Consider the following 22,953-nt stretch of genomic DNA (forward strand, 5'->3'; position numbering starts at 1 on the left):
ATCACCCCATCGCCGTATCAGCCCTGCCCGGCCAGCGCGCGCAGGGTGATGCCGACGATGTAAGCCAGGTAGGTGCCGGTGGCGTAGCCCATCGTGCCCAGCAGCACGCCCACCGGCGCCAGTGCCGGATGGAATGCCGCGGCCACCACCGGCGCAGAGGCCGGTCCACCGATGTTCGACTGCGAACCGATGGCGAAATAGAAGAACGGCACCTTCAGCAGCTTGCCCAGGCACCACAGCAGCACGATGTGCACGGCAATCCAGATCAGGCCGAGCAGGAACAGCCACGGGCGATCCAGCAGCGCCAGCAGATCCATCTGCATGCCGATGCAGGCAATCAGGAAGTACAGTAGCAGCGAGCCCAGGCGCGATGCGCCCGCGCCTTCCAGCGTGCGCGCACGGGTGAAGCTCAGGCTCAGGCCCAGCGTGGTCGACAGCACCACCACCCACACGAACGGCGTATCCAGGCTGAACTGCGCGGCCCAACCGACGTTGGCCTTGAACCAGGCCGCCAGCGGCGCGCCGATCGCGTGCGACAGGCCGACACCACCGAAGGCCACCGCCACGATCAGCATCAGGTCGGTAAGGCTGGGAATACGCTCGTGTTCGGCCTGGAAGCGCGCGATACGCTCCTTCAGGTCGTCGATGGCCGAAGTATCGGCGCCACTGCGTGCATCGATCTTCGCGGCACGACCGGCCAGGAAGATCAGCGCGGCCATCCACACGTAACCGACACCCACGTCGACCACCGCGAACTGGCCGAAGGTGGTGGCGTTGACGTCGAACACCTCGCGCATCGCCAGCATGTTGGCACCGCCGCCGATCCAGCTGCCGGCCAACGCGGCCATGCCGGCCCAGGTGTCACCGGCCACGGTTTCCGGATGCACGGCGCGCATCAGCAGGAACGCCACCACCGCACCGAGCATGATGCTGGCCGAGGCGCCCAGGTACATCAGCACCAGCTTCGGGCCGAGCCGCAGGATGCCCTTGATGTCGACCGCGAGGGTCAGCAGGATCAGCGCCGCCGGCAGCAGGATGTCACGCGCGATCGGGTTGTAGAGCTTGGTGTTCTGCCCGTCGATCAGGCCGACGGTATTGTAGATGCCGGGAATCAGGTAGCACAGCAGCAGCGCCGGCACGAAGGTGTAGAAGCGCTTCCACAGCCCCTGCTCGCGCGAGGCGGTCCAGAACACGGCGCCGAGGGTGGCGGCGATCAAACCGAAGACGACGATGTCGTTCTGGATCATGCAGGCGCTCTGGGTGGAGCCGGCCGCTGGCCGGCTGCTGTTGGCGGCGAATCATGAAGGTGTGCCGACCAACGGTCGGCATCCACCGGCAAAGCAGATGGCGAAACAAAAGCGCCGCCCCGAAGGGCGGCGCTGCAATCATCAATTGCCGATGTGCTGCTTCAGCCAGGCATTGACGGTGTCATGCCACAGGATGCTGTTGTTCGGCTTCAGCACCCAGTGGTTTTCGTCCGGGAAGTACAGGAACTTCGACTCGATGCCCTGGCGCTGGGCGGCGGTGAACGCGGCCAGGCCCTGCTCGACCGGAATGCGGAAGTCCTGCTGGCCGTGGATGACCAGGATCGGTTTCTTCCAGTCCGCCACGTGGTTGACCGGGTTGAACTTCTCGTAGTTCGCGGCCTTCTGGTACGGCGTACCGCCCTGCTCCCACTCGGTGAACCACAGTTCTTCGGTGGCGTAACCCATCATGCGCTGGTCGAACACGCCGTCGTGGTTGACCAGGCACTTGAACGGGCTGTTCCAGTTGCCGGCGATCCAGTTGACCATGAAGCCGCCGTAGCTGGCGCCCAGCGCACAGGCCTTGTCACCGTTGAGGAAGGAATACTTCTTCAGCGCCGCGTCCCAGCCCTTCTGCAGGTCTTCCAGCGGACGGTCGCCCCAGTGCTGGCTGATCGCATCGGTGAAGGCCTGGCCATAGCCGGTGGAACCGTGGAAGTCGATCATCACCACCGCGTAGCCCTGGCCCGCGTAGGTCTGCGGGTTCCAGCGGTAGCTCCAGCCGTTGCCGAAGCTGCCCTGCGGGCCGCCGTGGATCAGGAACGCGACCGGGTAGGACTTGCCTTCCTGGTAGTTGTGCGGCTTGACCACGTAGCCGTGCACGGTGTCGTTGTTCCAGCCCTTGAACTCGAACTGCTCGTAGTCGCCGAAGGACACGTCCTTCAGCACCTCGCCAGCGGCCGGGGTCAGCGCGCGCAGTTCGCCGATGGCCTCGCCCGCAGCCGGCAGCAGGCCGACCAGCACCTGGTCGTTGCTCTTCAGGCTGTTGCGGGTGATCGCCACGCTGTTGCCGGCCACATCCACCGAGGTCACGCTGCCGTCGCCGATCAGCTTGGTGGCCTTGCCGCTGGCCACGTCGATCTGGAACAGCGGGTGTTCGCCAAGGTCATCGGCCGTGGTGTAGATGCTGGCACCATCGGCGGACAGGGTGATGCCGCCCGCCGAGCGATCCCACTGCGGCGCGATTTCGCGGGTCTTGCCGCTGGCCAGGTCCATCGCCATCAGGCCGAAGCGGTCGGCCTCGAAGCCCGGGCGCTTCATCGCACGGTAGAACAGCGTCTTGCCGTCGGCGCTGAACACCGGGCCGGCATCCCAGGCCGGGTTGGAGGCGGTCAGGTTGACTGGCGCCTGCTTGCCGGCGGCGTCGAAGCGGTACAGGTCGAAGTTGGTCGACCACGGCTCCTGCTTGCCGGCCACGCGGATGCTGGCCACCACGCTGGCGCCGTCCGGCGACCACGCGAAGTCATCATTGCCGCCGAACGGCTTGGACGGCGCATCACCATCGATGGTCGCGCTCAGCGCCGACGCACCCTTGACCGCACCGGCCTTGGCCGTCGGCAGCGGAGCGACGAACAGGGTGTTGCGGCGACCGTCGTTCCAGGTGTCCCAGTGGCGCACGAACAGCGAATCCCACACCTGGCCGCTGGCCTTGGCGTCCTTCTTTTCCTTCAGCTTCTTCTCGGTGCAGGCCAGGTCCGAGGCACAGTCCTGGAACACGCCGGCGCTGAACAGCACGCGGTCGTCCTGCGGCGACACGTGGTAGCTGTCCACGTCGACCGGGAAGTCGGTCAGCTGGCGCGGAGCACCGCCGCTGATCGGCTGCGCGTACAGCTGCTGGCTGCCGTTCCTGGCACTGAGGAAATACACGGTCTGGCCATCGGCCGACAGCGAAGCGGAATTGACGTTCCAGCCGGCCGGGGTGATCTGCTTCGGCGGCGCTGCATCGCGGGTGCGCAGGTTGCGCGCGAACAGCGCGGTGGAGGCCTTCAGGTTGGCATCGACGCTGCGCTTGGCGAACACCACGGTGCCACCGTCAGCGGTCAGCACCGGCGCGGAGACGCGGTCCATGGCCACCATGTCGCGGACTTCCAGGCCACGGGCAGCGGCGACGCTGGGCAGGGCGGCCAGCAGGCTCAGTGGCAGCAGGGCATGACGCAGTTTCATCGGGGTCTCCGCAGGACGGCAAAAAACCGATGGTAGGCCCGTGCGGCCGGGGCTGCCAAGGCCATCGGTCATGGCTGCAGGCAGGCAATCGCCAGAAACAGCAAACCGCGCCGTAGCGCGGTCTGCGGTAGTGCCGGCCGCTGGCCGGCAACCAGGGGTATCACGGGATTCCGGGATTGCCGGCCAGCGGCCGGCACTACCCGTTGAACCCAGGGGCAGAGCCCCCTTACGCCTTGGCGTACTTGCCGGTGCGGTAGATCAGCCAGCCGACCAGGAACAGCACGGCCAGGCCGATCCACTGCGCGCCCGGCAGGTGGAACGGCACGGCCAGCACGTCGGCGCGGCTGCTGACCACGATCGGAATCGCGATGGCGATGCCCATCAGCGCTTCGCCGGTGATCAGGCCGGCGGCGAACAGCACGCCCGGCTTGTGCACGCGGTCGCGGCCTTCTTCGTCATCGGCGCGCACCTTGTGGAAGCGCTCGACCAGGTGGGCGATCAGGCCGCCGAGGAAGATCGGCACCATCAGTTCCAGCGGCAGGTAGATGCCGATGGCGGCGGCCAGCACCGGCACGCGGAAGCGGGCGTTGCGCGCCTTCAGCCAGCTGTCGAAGGCGATGATGGCGGCACCGACCACGGCACCGATGCCGATGAAGGTCCACGGCAGTTCACCACCGAACAGGCCCTTGGCCACCGAGGCCATCAGGTTGGCCTGCGGTGCGGCCAGCGCGTTCGGGTGCAGCTCGGACTTCACGCCGATGCCGTAGGCGGTGGCCAGCAGGTTCAGCACCGGGGCCATGATCAGCGCACACGAGAAGGCACCGATGCCCAGCATCAGCTGCTGCTTCCACGGGGTGGCGCCGACGATGTAGCCGGCCTTGAGGTCCTGCAGGTTGTCACCACCAACCGCAGCGGCGCAGCACACCACCGCGCCGATCATGATGGCGGCCACGGCGCCCAGCGGCGCGCCGCCGGCACCGACCGGCTTCAGGCCGTCGGCGCCCAGCAGCACGACCAGCACGGCCGAGGCGAACAGGATGGTGGAGATGGTGATGCCCGAGACCGGGTTGTTGGACGAACCGATCAGGCCGGCCAGGTAGGCCGAGACCGAAACGAACAGGAAACCGGCGACGATCATGATGAGGGTCATCGGGATCGACACGTGCCACTGGCCGACGATGGCCTGGTACAGGGCCAGCAGCGGCAGCACGAAGACCACCAGGGCCACCAGCATCCACTTCATCGGCAGGTCGCGCTCGGTGTGCGCCAGCACCGGGCCACCGCTCTTGCGGGCGGCGGCAAAGCCGCTCTTGACGCCGTTGAGCAGCGACTTGCGCAGCGAGATCAGCGTCCAGATGCCACCGATCAGCATCGCGCCGACACCCAGGTAGCGCATCTTCGCGCCCCAGATGGCGAACGCCGCCTCGGTGGACGAAGCCGCGGCAACCGACGCGGCCAGTGCCGGATCGGTGTTCATGAAGAACGCCTGGTAGATCGGAATGGCGATGTGCCAGGTCAGGATCGAACCGGACACCACCACGATGCCGACGTTGAGGCCGACGATGTAGCCCACGCCCAGCAGTGCCGGCGACAGGTTGGTACCGATGAAGGCGGTGACCTTGGAGCTGCCGACGTAGGCCGAGGTGGCCCAGGCATCCGGGATCAGGCGCATGCCGCTTTCCGCGGCCAGCTTGACGAAGGCACCGATCACCGCCGACAGGCCGAGGATCTTCAGGCCCGGGCCCGGATTCTCACCGGCCTTGAGCACTTCGGCCGCAGCCTTGCCTTCCGGGAACGGAAGCGGGTCTTCGACGATCATCGAACGACGCAGCGGCACCGAGAACAACACGCCCAGCAGGCCGCCGAGGCCGGCGATGCCGAGCACCCACCAGTACTTGAAGTCCGGCCAGTAGCCCATGATCACCAGCGCCGGGATGGTGAAGATCACACCGGCGGCGATCGACGAACCGGCCGAAGCGCCGGTCTGCACGATGTTGTTTTCAAGGATGGAGCCACCGCCCAGCAGGCGCAGCACGCCCATGGAAATCACCGCGGCGGGAATGGCGGTGGCGATGGTCAGGCCTGCGAACAGACCGAGGTAGGCGTTTGCGGCCGACAGCACCACCGCCAGCACGATGGCCAGGGCCACTGCGCGGAAGGTGAGCTGCTTGGGCGCAGCGTCGTGGTTCATGGAAGCCCCTGCTGGCAAAAAATCCCTTGCACGCTAGCGTTCAGGAGGCAGCAAGTCCAGTGCGGTTCGGGAGGGTTGCGGCCAGGTCGGCAGTGAGATAGTCGCTTCTGGCCAAACTCGGCCAACGCATCAAGCGCATGGGGCACATGCCGGAGGGCTGCCGGGCCTCGCGGTCTCTTTGTCCTGCAGGGGCCCGGCCAACCAGTACTGCAGCATTCCAGCCATCATCGTTTGAAGTGCCTCAACGCCCCGTGCATCGTGTTCATGATCTGAACCGATGACGCTGAGCCGCCCGATGAACAACCCACTGCGGATCCGCCCGATCAAATTACCGGTCGTGGCTGTCGTGACCCTGACCTGCCTGATGCCGCTTTGCGATTACGCATCTGCCTGGAGCCGCATTGGCGCAGTCGAGATCACCGACCACGCCGGCAAACCTTGTTTCGGACTACCCAGGAAGGAGCGCAAGCGTATCGGTAAAACTCCGGAGGTGTTTGGTGTGGAGGTGCATGACGCAATTACTCCACCGCTGCGGCGGCAATGGTCGTTCTACTTTGCCCATCCCGCATCAATCCCACTTCCACCCGGAGCCTGCGTGGTCTACGGAGAACTGCCAGCCAACGCCATTTCAAGGCGGACGGCGATGCCGCTGCAGCCCGGACGCCTGTACGACGTTTCGCTGTCGGCCACCAGGACCGGCGCCACGCAACACCACAGCGCCCGATTCTGCTTGAAGGCCAACCCCGACGGGAGCCTGCGAGCAATCCAGGTCCACTACGACGAGGCGCTGGGCTGGAGCCCCTCGGTTTGCCTGCCCTGAGCCGACGCGCGCGCTCGTCGGAACCGCCCAGCACACGCTGGAAAGACGCAATTGTAATGTTATATCCTGTCACGCCGACCGAACCTCGTACGTGGCCCCTTCCCCCACTACCCGCCTGGCCTCCATCGACCAGCTGCGCGGCACCGTGATGCTGTTGATGTTGCTCGACCACGTGCGCGAGACCTTCTTCCTGCAGCACCAGGTGAGCGACCCGATGGACGCGGCGACGGTCTCCCCCGCGCTGTTCGCCTGCCGTCTGCTGGCCCACCTGTGCGCACCCGTGTTCGTCCTGTTGACCGGCCTGTCGGCCTGGCTGTACGGCCAGCGCCAGGCGGATCCGCGCCGGGCCACGGCCGCGTTCCTGCTCAAGCGCGGGCTGTTCCTGGTCGTGCTGGAACTGACCCTGGTGAATTTCGCCTGGACCTTCCAGCTGCCGCCAGAAACCCTGTACCTGCAGGTGATCTGGGCCATCGGGCTGAGCATGATCGCGCTGGCCGGGCTGCTTTGGCTGCCGCGCCCGGCCCTGCTGGTGCTGGCAATCGCGGTGGTGGCCGGGCACAACCTGTTCGACGGCTTACGGGTGCAAGGCAATGGCCTGCTGGCGCTGTTGTGGAAAGTGCTGCACCAGCGCGACTGGATCGAGGCCGGCGCGCTGCGCCTGCGCACCTCCTATCCGGTACTGCCATGGATCGGGGTGATCGCCCTGGGTTATCTGTTGGGACCGTGGTTCGCCCGCGAGCGCGACCCGACGCAGCGCCAGCACTGGCTGCTGTGGCCAGGCGTCGGTGCGCTGGCCATGTTCGCGCTGCTGCGGTTCGCCAACCAGTATGGAGATGCACCGTGGCAGTACCAGACCAGCGCGTTGCGCACCTGGATTAGCGTGCTCAACATCACCAAGTACCCGCCGTCGCTGCAGTTCCTGCTGTTGACCCTGGGCGTAGGGCTGTTGCTGCTGCGCCTGTACGAATGGCCGCCACTGGCGCGTGCGCTGCGCCCGCTGGCCGATATCGGCGCCGCGCCGATGTTCTTCTACCTGCTGCACCTGTATGTGCTGAAGGCGCTGTACCTGGGCGCGCTCGCGGCCTGGGGGCCGACCCATGGCGAGTTGTATGCCCTGGATTCGGTCAGCGGCCTGCTGCTGGTGGCCTGTGCGCTGGCGGTGGTGCTGTACCCGCCGACCCGGGCATTCGCGCGGTTCAAGGCGCGAAGGCGTGACCTGGCGTGGTTGCGGTACCTGTGATCGCCCAGGCCAGTCCGGCAATCCACGCATGGCGTGGATCTACTGAAAGCGGATCGGGCCACAGGCCTATAATTCCGCGATGAATTCCACCGCTATCGCTTCCGACGACTTCCTGGGCCACCCCAAAGGCGTCTATGTCTGCTTCTTCACCGAAATGTGGGAGCGCTTCTCCTTCTACGGCATGAAGGCGCTGTTGCTGCTGTACCTGACCAAGTACCACCTGTTCGGCGACAAGGCCGGCCTGGACCTGCTCGGCGCCTACGGTGGCCTGGTGTACTGCATCCCTGTATTCGGCGGCATGCTGGCCGACCGCTGGCTGGGCATGCGCCGGGCCGTGCTGTTCGGCGGCATCCTGCTGGTACTCGGCCACCTCGGCATGGCCTTCGAAGGCCACGCTGCGTACCGGGTGAACGGCGAAGTGGTGCGCGACACCTCGGCACTGGCGGTGACCTACCTGTCGCTGGCGCTGATCATCATGGGCGTCGGCTTCCTCAAGCCGAACATCTCCACCATTGTCGGCAAGCTGTACGCCAAGGACGATCCGCGCCGCGATTCGGGTTTCTCGCTGTTCTACGCCGGCATCAACCTGGGCGCGCTGTTCTCATCGCTGGTGTGCGGCTTCCTCGGCGAGGCCTACGGCTGGAAGTACGGTTTCGGTGCGGCCGGCATCGGCATGCTGGCCGGCCTGGCAATGTTCCTGTGGGGCCAGAAGTACCTGCAGGGCCACGCCGAGCCGCCGCAGCCGGCGGCGTTGAAGCAGAAGGTGCTGGGCCTGCCGCGCGAATGGCTCATCTATCTGTGCGCGGTGCTCGGTGTGTTGCCGGTGGCGTGGCTGATGTGGGCGGCCGGCAACGGCGCGTTCGCGCTGGGCGGTGAAATCAGCCTGGCACTGATGTTGATGGTGGTGGTGCTGGGCGGCGTGCTGGTCTGGTTCGCCTGGTTCACCGGCAGCAAGTGCACGCCGGTACAGCGCCAGCAGATGATCGCGCTGATGGTGCTGATCTTCATGGCGCTGGTGTTCTTCACCATGTACGAGCAGTCCTACGGCTCGTGGGTGACCTTCACCGACCGGCTGCTGACCAAGGACATCGTGCCCTCGCTGGTGATCACCGGCGGTACGCCGCTGCCGTGGTCGATCCTCTCACTGCTGCTGGCACCGCTGGGCTTCGTGGTCAGCGCGCGGTTGTCCGAGCGTCGTCCGGGTTCGGCTGCGCCGCGCACGTTCTTCGCCGCCATCGTCGTGCTGATGCTGGTGCTGCTGGTGCGCGACTGCCTGGTGATTCCGCAGACCGCCGGCTCGCTGACCTACCTCGGCGGCCTGTTCCTGGTGCTGCTGGCACCGGCCTTCGCCGCACTGTGGACGTGGATGGACCGCCGCGGCTGGGAACCGGGCAAGCCGGTCAAATCAGCCTGGGGCCTGGTGATCGGCGCACTGTCGTTCGTGCCGCTGGCCCTGGCCGCGCAGCAGGTGGGCGCTACCGGCGAGATGGCCAGCGTGTGGTGGCTGGTGCTGGCCTACTTCCTGCTGGCCAGTGGCGAGATGTGCCTGTCGCCGGTCGGCCTGTCGGCGGTGACCCAGTTGGCCGTGCCGCGGGTGATGAGCCTGATGATGGGCACCTGGTTCCTGGCCACCGCCTTCTCGGAGACGCTGGCCGCGCTGTTCGGCAAGCTGGCCGCGATCGAGGTGCCGGAAGGCGAATCGCTGGACATGGTGGCCGCCGCCGGTGCCTATGCGCACCTGTTCTGGCTGCTGATGTGGATCGGCCTGGGCTGTGCGCTGGCCGCTTTCATTGCCGCGCCACTGTTGAAGAAGATGATGCACGGGGTGAAGTAAGCCCACGCACAGGCAGGAACCGGGGCGGCGGTTGGATCATCCGCCGCCGTTGCGTTACGGCGCCCTGCCCTTGCCGTCCGCAGCCGCAGTCGTGGCGGTCTTGCCACCCAGGCTGCGCGACAGGAACGCCAGCAGCTTGCCGTAGTACTCGCTGCGATGGGCCTGGGTATAGAAGCCGTGCCCTTCGGTCTTGTAGTACAGGCTTTCCACCGGCGTACCGGCACGCTTGAGCGCCGCTTCCATGCGCTCGGTGTGCTGGATCGGCGCGCGCTTGTCCTGACCACCGGCCGCCAGGAACACCGGCACCTTGATCCGCTCGGCCAGGTTGACCGGCGAGACCGCGCCCAGCGTGGCCGGATCACCCAGCCACTCGCGCAGGTAGCTCATTCCGGAATCGCGGTCCTGGATATCGCCGCCAGTAAACATCAGCGGCAGGTCGTAGACGCCCACATAGCCGGCCGCGCACTGGTACAGCCCCGGTTCGCGCGCGGCGCCCATCATCGCCGAGTAGGCACCGTAGCTGGCACCGTAGATGCAGATGCGCCGGGCATCGGCGATGCCTTCGCTGATCGCCCAGCGCGTGGCGTCGGTCACGTCGTCCTGCATCGCGCGCCCCCACTGTTTCAGTGCTGCCCGGCTGTGGGCACGGCCGTAGTTGCCCGAGCCGCGGAAATTGATCTGCAGCACGGCGTAGCCGGCAGCGGCCAGCAACTGGTTCTCGTGATCGAAACTACCGTTGTCGAATATCCCGATCGGCCCACCATGCGGCACCACCACCATCGGCAGGTCACGGCCAGTGCTGCCATGCGGGACTGTCAGGAATCCATGGAGCTCCAGCCCGTCACGCGCCTTCAGCAGGACCGGCCGCACCGACGCAGTGGTCTCCGGGTCAATCCATTCGCTGCGCGCCATCAGGAAGCGTGCCTGGTTGCGGTCGCGGTCGTAGAGGTAGAACTCGCCCGGATTGGAACCGGACCCGGTTTCCACCAGCAGCCGGCGACCGTCGCGGGTACTGGAGGTGATGAATACTGTACGCCCGGGGAAGGCCGCCTCCAGGCTGCGGTACAACCGTGCCTCGTCCGAGCTTTCGTCGAAGAACCGGGTATGCGGCGTGTTTCCCAGGAATAGCGCGCCGACCGGCACGGTGCTGCCCGGGCTGCGGATCAGTCGCGCCGGATCGACAACCTCATCGCGCAGCACGACTCTGCGCTCCTGCGTGGCCGGGTTCCAGCTGACGATGGCATCGGGGCCGCTGGGCTGCTCGCTGAGCAGGTAGGCCAGCTGGTCGTCGGCGGAAAAGCCCAGCGCCGCCTCGCTGCGACCACTCCGTTTCTCATCGTTGACCAGCGCCCAGTCGCCACCGTTGCGGTGGTAGAGCCGATGGACGTTGTCAGTACCGGCGCCCTGTACGAAACGTACGTCGCCGCGGGCATCCACCACATAGGAGGCACCCGGCATCGGCGCGCGGGCCAGCAGCCGCTGCTTGCCGCTTGCCAGTTCCAGCTGGGCCGCATAACCGTTGGCATCGAGCCGTGATCCGCCTACTGCGATGACCACATGGGCATCATCGCCAGGCAGGGCGTCACTGAGGAACGCCGCGGCCGACGTCCGGTACTTGGGCCGCACGCGCAGGCCAAGGTCGCGGTAGCCCACCAGTAGTTCCGGTCGTCCGGTGCGTGCATCCAGTGTCAGCAGCTCGCCGGTGGCCCACGGCGCGTCGCGGGTACCGAACTTCTGCGCCAGACCGAACATCACCTGATCGTTGTTGACCCAGTGCAGGCCGAAGACATGCGAATTGAGTGGTGGGCGCAGGTTGCCCACCGGCGTGTTGTCGTCCGTACGAAGGATGATCACAGCGGTGAAGCCGTCCGCAGGCACGGTCGCGGCCAGATAATCGCCCCCGGGAGACAGCATGACATCGCCGAACTTGTCCGCTCGCACATAGGCGCCCAGATCGATCGCAGCAGCGGTTCCACACCAAAGTCCCGCCACGATGATGGCGGCCAGCCAGCGCTTGTGCATCCTTCTCTCCCCCTGCCTGGACCCCTTGTCCCGGCTGGCCGATTCTAGGCAGGCCAGTGCCCGGCCCGCCAGTGGCGCAAAAAAAACGACGGCACCGTTGCCGGTGCCGTCGTTACCACTACCTTGGAGAGAGAGTCAGGACGTGGGTTCGGGGGGCGTGCGCCGGGTCAGTGGACCCCGCGCACCGCCAACGTGAGGGCCAGGATGCTGAGGATCACCGCGATGGTGCCGTCGAGCACGCGCCAGGTGCTGGGCTTGGTGAACAGCGGCGCCAGCAGGCGCGCGCCCAGGCCCTGCGCGGTCAGCCACAGGCAACTGGCGGTGACCACACCGGCAGCGAAGGCCATGCGGGCGTTGCCGAAGTTCTCGGCGATCGAACCGATCACCATCATGTCCAGCCAGAAGTGCGGGTTGATCAGCGAGAAACCGACCGCCGCCATCAGCACTGCGCGGCGGCTGCCGTCGTCGCTGTCAGCCTCGCCCATGCCGCCGCCACCGGCGATCGCGCGGCGCGCCGACTTCATCGCGTACCAGGCCAGGAACGCCACGCCCGTCCACAGCACGGCGGTGGTCAGCCACGGCAGCGCCGAAGTGAGCGTGCGCAGGCCGGCCACGCTGGCAAAGATGAAGATCGCATCGATGGCCGCACAGGTGGCGACCACCGGCACGATGTGCTTGCGCAGGATGCCCTGGCGCAGGATGAAGGCGCTCTGGGCGCCGACCACGGCGAACAGGCCGATGCCGGTAGCTGCACCAGAGAACCAGGCACCGAGGCCGGTGCTGGCGGAGATGACCGAGAACATGGGATTCACTGCCTTTACTTGCTTGGGGGGACGGTGCCTCGCGAAGGCGGACAGCACCGGAACGAGCGCCATTGTCGCGCCGCAACATGAAAAAGACGAGCTAAACTTCCTAAACCAACATTAGCGGAACTTAATTCGATGCGTATCGACCATGCCCAGCTGCGTGCCCTGGCCGCAGTGATCCGCGAAGGCAGCTTCGACCGCGCCGCGCAGTCGCTGAATGTCACCCCGTCCGCCATCTCGCAGCGGGTCAAGGCGCTGGAGGACCGGATCGGCCGGCTGCTGGTCAAGCGCGGCACCCCGGCCACCGCCACCGCCGAGGGGCAGTTGCTGGTGCAGCTGGCCGAGCAGACCGCCCTGCTCGAGCACGATGCGCTGCACCGGATGGGCCTGGCCGACGAGGACCTGCCACAGGCCAGCATCCCGGTGGCGGTGAACCACGACAGCCTGGAAACCTGGTTCCCGCAGGCGGCCTACCAGTTCGCGCAGACCACCGGCACCACGCTGGACCTGCGCGTGGAAGACCAAGACCACACCGTCGAACTGCTGCGCCAGGGCACGGTGCTGGGCGCGGTGACCACCCTGGACGAGCCGGTGCAGGGCTGCCAGATCCATGCGCTGGGCAGCATCCGCTACGCCGCCACCTGTACCCCCGAGTTCCGCGAGCGTCATTTCGCCAAGGGCGTGACCGCGCAGGCGCTGGCGCAGGCCCCGGTGCTGGTGTTCAACCGCAAGGACGACATGCAGTCGCGCTTCGCCCGGCGCATGGCCGGCGACGACCTGCCCAGCACCGCGCCGACCTGGTGGATTCCGTCCACGCGCGCCTTCGTGCAGGCCAACCTTGGCGGCATGGGCTGGACGATGAATCCGTTGCCGCTGGTCAAGCGGCACCTGGACGCGGGCCGCCTGGTCTACGTGCGCCAGCGCGCGTGGGAAGACGTGCCGCTGTACTGGCAGCATTGGAAGGGAGACGTGCAGACCATGGCCCTGCTGACCCGCGCGGTGCTGGATGCCTCCTCCGCGCTGATCCGGCGCAAGCGCTGAAAAGGGGACGGAGGGGATTAAGTCGTATAAGGCCCAAGCGACACATCGGGCAAAGACGACTTAATCCCCTCCGTCCCCTTTTTGCTCCATCCAATCTCCATCAACCCTCCACACCGGGTCCATGCGTGATGCGGATACTGGCGGGCCAATCACTACAAGGGTGTCCTGTATGCCGATAGCCGTGCGCGATGCGCGCCCCGAAGATGCCGCCGCCTGCATCGACCTGCGCGGGCGCACCCGCGAAAACGCCTTCAGCGCCGCGCAGTTGGCAGAGCTGGGCATCACCGAGGACAGCTGGGCAGCCGGCATCGCCCAGGGCGATTCGATCGGCCGCGTCGCCTGGGAGGGCGAGCGCATGGCCGGCTACTGCTTCGCCGACCGCGACAGCGGCGAGGTGCTGGTGCTGGCCCTGCTGCCCGAGTATGAAGGCCGCGGCATCGGTCGGCAGCTGCTGCAGGAGGTGGTCAGCCTGACCCGCGATGCCGGCCACCAACGCCTGTTCCTGGCCTGTTCGGCCGACCCACGCTCGCGCTCGCATGGCTTCTACCGGCGCCTGGGCTGGCGCCCGACCGGGCAGGTCGACGAGGCCGGTGACGAGATTCTTGAGCTGGTCTGAGTGAAGCTGTCGCCAGGGATGGCCTGACGCTGGCAAGGCTTCGTTCGCCGGGTATCACCCGGCGCTAGCGGGTGAGGATGGCGCGAAACGCCGGATGCTGCGTTGCATCAAAAACAGACCGGATCCGGTTAGAATCGCATGTGGATGCTGCAAGGCGTTGTTTCTTCACGCCCTTTCCCTGTCCCACGCGCATCCTGACCCCTTCCCCTCCGCCAACGATCCCGCCCCCATGAAGAAATTTGGCAAGGCTCTTCTCGCCCTGCTCGTGCTGCTGTTGCTGGCCGCCGCGCTGTTCCTGTACTGGCCGCTGACCCAGCGCTCGGTGCCCGCCGCCAGCAACGACAAGCCCGTCGACGTTGTGCTGGTCGGCGCCGGCATCATGAGCATCACCCTGGCCACCTACCTGCAGGAACTGCAGCCGGACTGGAACATCCAGGTCTACGAACGCCTCGACGGCGTCGCCGGTGAAAGCTCCGACGGCTGGAACAACGCCGGCACCGGCCACTCGGCCTTCGCCGAACTGAACTACACCCCGGAACTGCCCGACGGCAGCATCGAAACCAAGCGCGCAGTCGGCATCGCCGAATCGTTCGAGGTCTCGCGCCAGTTCTGGTCGCACCAGGTGAAGGAAGGCCGGCTGAGCCAGCCCAGCGACTTCATCAACCCGACCCCGCACATGAGCTTCGTCTGGGGCGATGACAACATCGCCTACCTGCACAAGCGCCAGCAGGCCCTGGTGAAGAATCCGCTGTTCTACGGCATGCAGTACTCGGAGGATCCGGCTCAGATCAAGCAGTGGGCCCCGCTGCTGATGGAAGGCCGTGACCCGAAGCAGAAGGTTGCCGCGACCTGGATGCCGCTGGGCACCGACGTCAACTTCGGCGTGATCACCCGCCAGCTGACCGCCGGCCTGCAGCGCAGCCCGAACTTCAGCCTGCACCTCAACCACGAAGTGAGCGCGCTGCGGCAGAACGCCGACAAGAGCTGGAACGTGACGGTGAAGGATCTCAAGGCCGGCACCGAGTCCACCACCCACGCCCGCTTCGTGTTCATCGGTGCCGGTGGCGCTGCACTGAAGCTGCTGCAGATGTCCGGCATTCCGGAATCGAAGGACTACGCCGGCTTCCCGGTCGGTGGCCAGTTCCTCGCCTTCCAGGGCCAGGACGTGACCTCGCGCCACGGCGTGAAGGCCTACGGCATGGCCGAGACCGGCTCGCCGCCGATGTCGGTGCCGCACCTGGATGCGCGCAAGCTGGACGGCAAGCCGGTGGTCCTGTTCGGGCCGTTCGCGCTGTACAGCACCAAGTTCCTCAAGCACGGTTCGTGGTGGGACCTGTACTCGTCGGTGAACCACAACAACGTCGGCCCGATGCTGGAAGTGGGCAAGGACAACCTGGACCTGGTGCAGTACCTGATGGGCCAGGCGCGCCTGAACGATGCCGACCGCCAGGCCGAGCTGGTCAAGTACTTCCCCACTGCCAAGCCGGGTGACTGGAAGCTGGTCACCGCCGGCCAGCGCGTGCAGATCATCAAGCGTGATCCGCTGAAGGGCCCGGTGCTGCAGTTCGGTACCGAGATCGTGACCGACAAGGACCACACCATCGCCGCCCTGCTCGGCGCTTCGCCGGGTGCGTCGACCTCGCCGCCGATCATGCTGGACCTGATGGCCAAGGCCTTCCCGGACCAGATGAAGGCCGGCTGGGAAGCCCGCCTGCGCGAGATCGTGCCGTCGTACGGGCGCAAGCTCAACGACAGCGCCGCGCTGGTCAACGAGATCCGTACGCTGACCAGCCAGACCCTGCATCTGCCGTATCTGGAGGTGCCGGTGGATGCGAACGCGGCATCGCCTGCTGCGGCTGCAGTGCCGGCAGCGGCCAAGGAAAAGCGCAACGCCAACGAGGAACTGCAGGCGCTGTAAGCCCGCAGTTTGCTTTCGATGCAGACGGACGGCCACCTTCGGGTGGCCGTCTGTTTTTGTGCGAAATGGGTCGGATTCCTCCCGCACGGGAGGGCTCTGACCTGCACCTGGGCGCCGATGATGGGGTCAGAGCCCATTGCCTGCGGCGACGGGATCCGACCCAGCACGCCACTGCTCTGCGCCGGAAAGCCCCTGCGAATGACGCGAATTGTAATGTTGTTAAGAATTATTTACATTTGCGTCCTGTGCAGTGATCGCACCTCCCCAGATGGACCTGACCGTGCCCGAAGCCGCCGCCCCGGGTGCTGGACGACTGTTGCCGCCCTTCCCCGCTTCCGAGCCTCGAGCCCACCATGTCCCTGATCCTCCGTAACCGCCTGCCCCGCCGCGCGTTGCTGCCGGCTGCCCTGCTTTCGTCGCTGACCCTGCTGGCCGCGCCCAGCGCGTTCGCCGCCGCCGATGGCACTGCCGATGCCAAGACCCTGGACCGGGTCAGCGTCCGCGCCGAACAGTCCGCACCACCGTCGAGCACCACGCGCCTGCCGATCACCCTGCAGGAGACCCCGCAGTCCGCCACCGCCATCAGCCTGCAGCGCCTGCAGGACGAATCACTGTTCAGCATCAACGATGTGATGCGCAATGTGACCGGCGTGAGCGTGTCCTTCTATGACACGCAGCGCCCGCTGTACTACGCGCGCGGCTTCGCCATCACCGACTTCCAGGTCGATGGCATTCCCACCTACAGCGGCTCCACCAACCAGGAGTACGACACCGCCTTCTACGACCGTATCGAAGTGATCCGCGGCGCCAACGGCCTGCTCAGCGGCGCCGGCGTGCCGTCGGCCACGGTCAACCTGCTGCGCAAGCGCCCGGGCAAGGAATTCGATGCGTCGTTCGCGGTCAGCGCCGGCAGCTGGGACTACCGTCGCATGGAAGCCGACGTGACCGCGCCGCTGACCGCCGACGGCCGCTTCCGCAGCCGCGTGGTCGCCGCCTACACCGATCGTGGCCTGTATTACGACCGCTACGACGAGAACAAGATGGCCGGCATGGCGGTGCTGGAAGGCGACGTCACCGACAGCACCACGATCACCCTCGGCTACCAGAGCCAGGACAACAACCCCACCGGCTCGACCTGGGGCACCGTGCCGTTCTTCGACAACCAGGGCCATTTCGCGCACCTGCCGCGCTCGACCAACCTGTCGCCGAAATGGAGCTACTGGAAGCGCGAGAGCAACACCGCCTTCGCCAACCTGGAACAGCGTTTCGGCGACAACTGGCTGTTGAAGATCAACACCGCCTATACCCGTGGCAACGTGCAGAACGTGCGCCTGTACGGCACCGGGGAGCCGGACCCGGTGACCGGCTCGGGCATCTTCCTGCGTGCAGCCGCCGGTGATTCGAAGGACACCCGCCGCAACGTCGATGCCTACCTGACCGGCAGTTTCGATCTGTTCGGCCGCGACCACGACGTGACGCTCGGCGCACAGTGGTCGGACCTGGAAGGCACGACGAATACCCTGGCACTGAACTTCCCGAGCGACTGGGCAACGTGTGTCAGCGCCACGGGTGCACGCGAGCGCTGCTACTACATTCCCAACGTGTACAACTGGAACGGCGACATCTCCGAGGTGACCTACCGCCGCACCGGCGCGCGCCGCGTGGCCAAGACCACGCAGAGTGGCGTCTACCTGGCCACCCGCCTGCGCCTGGCCGATCCGCTGTCGCTGATTGCCGGCGCACGCCTGAGCCGCTGGGAAACCCTCACCCGCTCCTACAACGCCGCTGGCGCCTACACCGGCACCAGCGGCGCGTACAAGGTGAGCGATGAAGTCACTCCCTACGTGGGCCTGGTCTACGACATCACCCCGAGCGTGTCGGCCTATGCCAGCTACACCGAGATCTTCAACCCGCAGAACTTCAAGGACCGCAACGAAAACCTGCTGGCACCGGTGCAGGGTTCGAACCTGGAAGCGGGCATCAAGACCCAGTGGCTGGACGGCCGCCTGACCGCCAACGCCGCCGTGTTCGAGGCCAAGCAGGACAACTACGCCGTGCGCGACATGGGCGTGCCGGAAGGTTCGCTGAGCGATGGCACCTCCGCCTACATCGGCGTCAACGGCACCAAGGCACGCGGCTGGGAAGTAGACGTCAACGGCGAGATCCTGCCGGGCTGGACGGTCAATGCCGGCTACACCCACGTCAAGGTCACCCGCGCGGCTACCGACCTGCTGTACGCCAACCCGCCGAAGGATCTGTTGCAGCTCAACACGCAGCTGCAGCTGCGCGGTGCGCTGGAACGCCTGAGCGTTGGCGGTGGCGTGCAGTGGCAGAGCAAGGTGCAGGGCTACAACATCGCCTATCCGCTGGGCGGCACGGTGACGGTGAACCAGCCGGCCTACATGCTGGTGCAGTTCAATGCCAACTACCGCATCAGCGACAGCTGGACCGCAACGCTGAGCGTGCGCAACGCACTGGACAAGACCTACTGGGCGAATCTGGACTACAACAACTACGGCGAACCGCGCTTCGTGTCGGCCAGCCTGCGCTGGACGTTCTGAGCAACCCGCGAACCGGTGGGTGCCTGCTGGGTGCCGACCGTTGGTCGGCACGCCCTCCGCCACGACCCACGGTCGTGGCCTACCTGAATGGGCCCGCCTCCGCGCGGGCCCTTCCTTTTGCTGCACTGCAGGTTGCGGCGTCCTTCGTAATTATGTCGTAATTACATCGACACCAATCGGAAGCCGGTCGATGAACCCGAGCTGGGATACGTTGGAACGCAGCCGCCAGGCCCGCCTGGAACGTGCCGCGCCGTGGGCCCGGGGACGCGAGGTCGCCGCCGGCGACGTAAGCGAGCTGCTGCACGCACTGCTGGAGCCAGGCGACAAGGTCTGCCTGGAGGGCAACAACCAGAAGCAGGCCGATTTCCTCGCCCAGGCCCTGGCCGATCTTGACCCGGCCCGCGTGCACGACCTGCACATGGTGCAGTCGGTGCTGTCGCTGCCGTCGCACCTGGATGTATTCGAGCGTGGCATCGCGTCGAAGCTGGACTTCTCGTTCTCCGGCCCGCAGTCAGTGCGGTTGGCCAACCTGGTGGCTGAAGGGCGCATCCAGATCGGTGCCATCCACACCTACCTGGAACTGTTCGGCCGCTACTTCATCGACCTGACCCCGCGCGTGGCCCTGGTCGCCGCGCAGGCCGCAGATCGGCACGGCAACCTGTACACCGGGCCGAACACCGAAGACACGCCGGTGATCGTCGAAGCCACCGCCTTCGGTGGCGGCATCGTCATCGCCCAGGTCAACGAGATCGTCGACACCCTCCCCCGCGTCGACATTCCCGCTGACTGGGTCAACTTCGTGGTGCAGGCGCCGAGGCCGAACCATATCGAACCGCTGTTCACCCGCGACCCGGCGCAGATCTCCGAGATCCAGGTGTTGATGGCGATGATGGCGATCAAGGGCATCTACGCCGAGTACGGCGTGAACCGCCTCAACCATGGCATCGGCTTCGACACGGCGGCCATCGAACTGCTGCTCCCCACCTACGCCGAATCGCTCGGCCTGAAGGGAAAGATCTGCCAGCACTGGGCGTTGAACCCCCACCCGGCACTGATTCCGGCAATCGAATCGGGCTTCGTCAGATCGGTGCATTCGTTCGGTTCGGAACTGGGCATGGAGAAGTACATCGCCGCGCGGGGCGATGTGTTCTTCACCGGCGCCGATGGCTCGATGCGTTCCAACCGCGCCTTCTCGCAGACCGCCGGCCTGTATGCCTGCGACATGTTCATCGGTTCCACACTGCAGATCGACCTGCAGGGCAACAGCTCCACCGCCACCCGCGACCGCATCGCCGGCTTCGGTGGCGCACCGAACATGGGTTCCGATGCACGTGGCCGGCGCCATGCCAGCGAGGCCTGGATCAAGGCCGGCCAGCAGGCCGCACGCCCGGGTGAGATGCCGCGCGGGCGCAAGCTGGTGGTGCAGATGGTGGAAACCTTCCGCGAACACATGGCGCCGGCCTTCGTCGACCGCCTCGATGCCTGGGAACTGGCCGAGCGCGCACAGATGCCGCTGCCGCCGGTGATGATCTACGGCGACGACGTCAGCCATGTGCTGACCGAGGAAGGCATTGCCAACCTGCTGCTGTGCCGCACCCCTGAGGAGCGCGAACAGGCGATCCGTGGCGTGGCCGGCTATACCGCCGTGGGCATGGGGCGCGACCGCGCGATGGTGGAGAACCTGCGCGACCGCGGCGTGATCCGCCGTCCCGATGACCTCGGCATCTCCGTGCGCGATGCCAGCCGTGACCTGCTGGCGGCGCGTTCGGTGAAGGACCTGGTGCGCTGGTCCGGCGGTCTGTACGACCCGCCCAAGCGCTTCCGAAACTGGTAAGGGGCTGAGCATGGAAACCCTCGACTATCGATTCGAAGGGCACACTGCGGTGCAGTTTCCGCGCGGAGCGGTGCTGGTCGGCGTGCTGGCCTCGGGCAACCTGGAAATCCTGCTGGAGCCGGCCGCACTGGACGGCGCGATGACGGTGCGCATCATCACCGCCGCGAAGGGCTTCGGCAGCGTGTGGCAAGCGGTGATCAGCGACTTCGCACAGCGTCATCCGCTGCGCGATGTACGCATCTCGATCAACGATGCCGGTGCGACCCCGGCGGTAGTCAGCCTGCGCCTGGACCAGGCCGTGGAAACCCTGCTTGCTGGAGAACCACGATGAACCGGACGCAGCGCTACAGCTACTACGAAGCCGATGCGCGCGAGCGTATCGCCAGCCTGGTCGATGCCGGTTCCTTCAGGGAATTCCTCGGCCCGGCGCGGCGGATGATGAGCCCGCACCTGGCACAGCTCGACCAGCCCGCGGCGTTCGACGACGGCATCGTTGTCGGCGAAGCCACGCTGCGTGGCCGACGCGTGCTCCTGGCCGCGCAGCAGGGTGAATTCATGGGCGGCGGGGTGGGCGAAGTGCACGGTGCCAAACTGACCGGGCTGCTGCGCCGCGCAGCCGAAACACATCCCCAAGGCGTGCTTCTGCTGCTGGACACCGGTGGTGTGCGCCTGCACGAAGCCAATGCAGGGCTCATCGCCATTTCCGAGATCATGCGCGCCACCCTGGACGCGCGTGCAGCGGGTGTGCCGGTGATCGCGCTGATCGGCAGCGGCAACGGCGCCTTCGGCGGCATGGGCATCGTCGCCCGCTGCTGCACTACGGTCATCATGTCCGAAGAGGGTCGCCTGTCGCTGTCCGGCCCGGAAGTGATCGAGACCGTGCGCGGCGTAGAAGAGTTCGATTCCCGCGATCGCGCGCTGGTCTGGCGCGTAACGGGAGGCAAGCACCGCTACCTGATCGACCAGGCACAGGTGCTGGTGCCCGATGCCATCGAGGCCTTCGCGCAGGCGGCCAGCAACGCGCTGCAGCCTGATACCAGCAGCACCGATCCGGATACTGCACTGGCTGCGCTGCAGGAACGCCATGCGGTATTGAAGGCGCGCGTGCAGGCCTGGGGCGATTGCCGCGATGGCCTGGAGATCTGGGCCCGCCAGGGCATCGCAGCCCCCGAGCGACTACCGCTGCTCGACACCGATGAGTTCCTCATCGCCACCGCCGACCGGAGCCTGCCATGAGCATGCCGTTGCAGAACCTGCTCGATGCCCTGTTTCCGCATGGGCATGCCATTGCGGTGAACGATTCGGTGCTGACCGGCAGCGCCACCACCGAGGATGGCGAGGTGACCGTGATCGGTACCGCCGACAAGCTTGAAGTCGGCGTGGACCACGCACTGGCACTGGCCGAAACCGTGCTTGCCAGCACCGGCGCACATCCACAGCGACCGATCGTGATGCTGGTGGATACCGCCGGACAGCGCCTGGCGCGGCGCGACGAACTGTTGGGCATCAATGGTTACTTTGCGCATCTCGCGCAGACGCTCGATCTGGCACGCCGCCGTGGCGCGCGCCTGATCACCCTGGTCTACGGCGAATCCGTCAGTGGCGGCTTCCTCTCATTCGGCCTGATGGCCGACCACATCCACGCCCTGCCCGATGCACAGGTGCGGGTGATGGACCTGCGCGCAATGGCGCGGGTGACCAAGCAACCGCTGGAGAAGCTGCAGGCGCTCAGCCAGAGCTCGCCGGTATTCGCGCCGGGCGTCGCCAACTACGTGGCGATGGGTGCGGTGGACTCGTTGTGGGAGGGCGATCTTTCCCAGCACCTGCTGCAGGCCCTGCGCACGCCCGCCGAAGGCGACCTGCGTGCCGTGCAGGGTGCCGAACGTGGCGGTCGCATGCTGGCCGCACGCGTGGCTGAAGCGGTGAGTCAGGGCGATGCCTGAGCGGCTGCCCCGCCATACGCTGGTCTGGCTGTCAGCGCACGCCGGCTGGCAGGCGGACATCGCCGCGCATGAGTCGCGCCTGGCCGACTGGTTTGCGCAGGGCCGGCCGGCCATCGTCGCGCGGCGTGCCGCCGACGATGCCGATCCACGCCTGCGTCTCGGCGTGCCGCTGCCACCCGCCGAGGGCAAACTGCGCTTGGCCCTGCGCATGCCGGCACACGATGTGCTGCGCACCGCAGCGCCACCGACACTTCAGGCGGTGCTGGAAGGCGACCTTGTGCAGGACTGGCAGCGCCCGCTGCAGGCATTGCAGGACATCGCCGCAGCGCGTGTATTCGGTGCCTTCGCATGGCAGCACCTCACGGGCCTGCACTATGTGCACGCGCGCTCGGACATCGATCTGCTGTGGCGGATCGACACCGCCGCACAGGCCGATGCCCTGGTCGCACGGCTGCAGGCATGGGAGACCGAACACGGCCGGCGGGTCGATGGCGAACTGTGCCTGGTGGATGGTGGCGCGGTGAACTGGCGCGAATACGCCGGGCGCAGCCGCGAGGTACTGGTCAAGCGCCTCGATGGTGCCGCACTGGAACTACGTGATGCGTTGTTCGCCTCCACCGGGGTGAGCGCGTGAATGCCCTCGTGCAACCGGCGGTCAGG

Annotated in this window: 17 protein-coding genes; 12 read left to right on the forward strand and 5 right to left on the reverse strand. The window is 66.6% G+C overall.

Going from position 1 to position 22,953, the window contains the following annotated elements; genetic code table 11:
- Positions 1-17: 17 nt before the first annotated feature.
- The 3 genes from AC5P6S_RS09565 to AC5P6S_RS09575 all read right to left on the reverse strand — a co-directional run bounded on the left by AC5P6S_RS09565 (position 18) and on the right by AC5P6S_RS09575 (position 5,658).
- Positions 18-1,247 carry a DUF819 family protein gene (locus AC5P6S_RS09565; protein ID WP_262247635.1) on the reverse strand — a complete coding sequence of 410 codons (1,230 nt, stop codon included), beginning with the start codon at positions 1,245-1,247 and terminating at the stop codon, positions 18-20.
- Positions 1,248-1,388: 141 nt separating this feature from the next.
- Complete coding sequence (locus AC5P6S_RS09570; RefSeq protein WP_043034135.1) at positions 1,389-3,467, reverse strand: alpha/beta hydrolase family protein; 2,079 nt, start codon at positions 3,465-3,467, stop codon at positions 1,389-1,391.
- Positions 3,468-3,693: 226 nt separating this feature from the next.
- Positions 3,694-5,658: an OPT family oligopeptide transporter gene (locus AC5P6S_RS09575; RefSeq protein WP_005408528.1), complete on the reverse strand. Its 1,965-nt coding sequence runs from the start codon at positions 5,656-5,658 to the stop codon at positions 3,694-3,696.
- Between the two features lie 277 nt (positions 5,659-5,935).
- On the opposite strand from AC5P6S_RS09575, the gene AC5P6S_RS09580 reads away from it, so the two are divergent.
- From AC5P6S_RS09580 to AC5P6S_RS09590, 3 genes are all read left to right on the forward strand, one after another.
- Positions 5,936-6,478, forward strand: coding sequence for a hypothetical protein (locus AC5P6S_RS09580; RefSeq protein WP_495204578.1), 543 nt, complete (start codon positions 5,936-5,938; stop codon positions 6,476-6,478).
- A 91-nt stretch (positions 6,479-6,569) separates the two neighbouring features.
- Complete coding sequence (locus tag AC5P6S_RS09585; RefSeq protein WP_111174207.1) at positions 6,570-7,718, forward strand: acetyltransferase domain-containing protein; 1,149 nt, start codon at positions 6,570-6,572, stop codon at positions 7,716-7,718.
- A 79-nt stretch (positions 7,719-7,797) separates the two neighbouring features.
- The gene (locus AC5P6S_RS09590; RefSeq protein WP_033833344.1) at positions 7,798-9,552 is read left to right on the forward strand and encodes a peptide MFS transporter; all 1,755 of its coding nucleotides are present in this window, start codon (positions 7,798-7,800) and stop codon (positions 9,550-9,552) included.
- A 54-nt stretch (positions 9,553-9,606) separates the two neighbouring features.
- Here the strand turns inward: AC5P6S_RS09590 and AC5P6S_RS09595 are convergent, their stop codons facing one another.
- Positions 9,607-11,574 (reverse strand): alpha/beta hydrolase family protein, encoded by a 1,968-nt coding sequence (locus tag AC5P6S_RS09595; protein ID WP_065183131.1) that lies wholly within the window; start codon positions 11,572-11,574, stop codon positions 9,607-9,609.
- 167 nt (positions 11,575-11,741) lie between these two features.
- The gene (locus AC5P6S_RS09600; protein WP_005408523.1) at positions 11,742-12,377 is read right to left on the reverse strand and encodes a LysE/ArgO family amino acid transporter; all 636 of its coding nucleotides are present in this window, start codon (positions 12,375-12,377) and stop codon (positions 11,742-11,744) included.
- Between the two features lie 138 nt (positions 12,378-12,515).
- Between AC5P6S_RS09600 and AC5P6S_RS09605 the strand changes: the two genes are divergently transcribed.
- The 9 genes from AC5P6S_RS09605 to mdcG all read left to right on the forward strand — a co-directional run bounded on the left by AC5P6S_RS09605 (position 12,516) and on the right by mdcG (position 22,927).
- A complete protein-coding gene (locus AC5P6S_RS09605) occupies positions 12,516-13,421 on the forward strand; it encodes a LysR family transcriptional regulator ArgP (RefSeq protein ID WP_005412604.1) in 906 nt (301 codons plus the stop codon).
- A gap of 169 nt (positions 13,422-13,590) precedes the next feature.
- On the forward strand, positions 13,591-14,037 hold the full coding sequence (locus AC5P6S_RS09610) for a GNAT family N-acetyltransferase (RefSeq protein WP_495204579.1): 447 nt from the start codon (positions 13,591-13,593) through the stop codon (positions 14,035-14,037).
- 229 nt (positions 14,038-14,266) lie between these two features.
- The gene (gene mqo, locus AC5P6S_RS09615; RefSeq protein WP_087802937.1) at positions 14,267-15,955 is read left to right on the forward strand and encodes a malate dehydrogenase (quinone); all 1,689 of its coding nucleotides are present in this window, start codon (positions 14,267-14,269) and stop codon (positions 15,953-15,955) included.
- 353 nt (positions 15,956-16,308) lie between these two features.
- The gene (locus AC5P6S_RS09620; RefSeq protein WP_495204580.1) at positions 16,309-18,516 is read left to right on the forward strand and encodes a TonB-dependent siderophore receptor; all 2,208 of its coding nucleotides are present in this window, start codon (positions 16,309-16,311) and stop codon (positions 18,514-18,516) included.
- A 190-nt stretch (positions 18,517-18,706) separates the two neighbouring features.
- Positions 18,707-20,350, forward strand: a complete 1,644-nt coding sequence (gene mdcA, locus AC5P6S_RS09625; protein WP_012479430.1) for a malonate decarboxylase subunit alpha — start codon at positions 18,707-18,709, stop codon at positions 20,348-20,350.
- Positions 20,351-20,360: 10 nt separating this feature from the next.
- On the forward strand, positions 20,361-20,681 hold the full coding sequence (gene mdcC / locus AC5P6S_RS09630; protein WP_005408516.1) for a malonate decarboxylase acyl carrier protein: 321 nt from the start codon (positions 20,361-20,363) through the stop codon (positions 20,679-20,681).
- A complete protein-coding gene (locus tag AC5P6S_RS09635) occupies positions 20,678-21,586 on the forward strand; it encodes a biotin-independent malonate decarboxylase subunit beta (protein WP_005408515.1) in 909 nt (302 codons plus the stop codon). The genes mdcC and AC5P6S_RS09635 overlap by 4 nt, the downstream gene beginning before the upstream one ends.
- A gap of 2 nt (positions 21,587-21,588) precedes the next feature.
- Complete coding sequence (gene mdcE, locus AC5P6S_RS09640) at positions 21,589-22,293, forward strand: biotin-independent malonate decarboxylase subunit gamma (protein WP_495204605.1); 705 nt, start codon at positions 21,589-21,591, stop codon at positions 22,291-22,293.
- Positions 22,286-22,927 (forward strand): malonate decarboxylase holo-[acyl-carrier-protein] synthase, encoded by a 642-nt coding sequence (gene mdcG, locus AC5P6S_RS09645; RefSeq protein WP_005408513.1) that lies wholly within the window; start codon positions 22,286-22,288, stop codon positions 22,925-22,927. Before mdcE ends, mdcG begins: the two co-directional genes overlap by 8 nt.
- Positions 22,928-22,953: the final 26 nt, after the last annotated feature.

This window comes from Stenotrophomonas sp. YJH_SMC_119, from assembly GCF_059368315.1.